1 rRNA gene is annotated in these 348 nt (G+C 52.3%); it reads left to right on the top strand.

From position 1 onward, the window contains the following. Positions 1 to 242: 242 nt before the first annotated feature. Positions 243 to 348: ribosomal RNA gene (gene rrf, locus PGQ95_RS26425) — 5S ribosomal RNA — on the top strand; the annotation flags it as partial.

Below are 348 nucleotides of genomic sequence, written 5' to 3'. Positions count from 1 at the left end.
GCGTAGCGATACGTTGAGCTAACCGATACTAATGAACCGTGAGGCTTAACCTTACAACGCCGAAGATGTTTTGGCGATTTGAGACGATTTTCAGCTCTGATTCAGAGTCCGAAGGATTTTACGCTGAGACAAGGCGGCAAGCGAAGCGATGGAAGGAGCATACTAAAGTATGTGACTGACATTCGCGAGAGCAGCCAACGCAGTATGAGCGTAAAAGACACAGGACGAGCACAAAGAATTTGCCTGGCGGCACTAGCGCGGTGGTCCCACCTGACCCCATGCCGAACTCAGAAGTGAAACGCCGTAGCGCCGATGGTAGTGTGGGGTCTCCCCATGTGAGAGTAGGGA

It is taken from the genome of Klebsiella sp. 141240 (assembly GCF_050600805.1).
GTDB lineage: Bacteria > Pseudomonadota > Gammaproteobacteria > Enterobacterales > Enterobacteriaceae > Klebsiella > Klebsiella aerogenes.
This window is presented reverse-complemented; position numbering and strand designations above follow the sequence as displayed.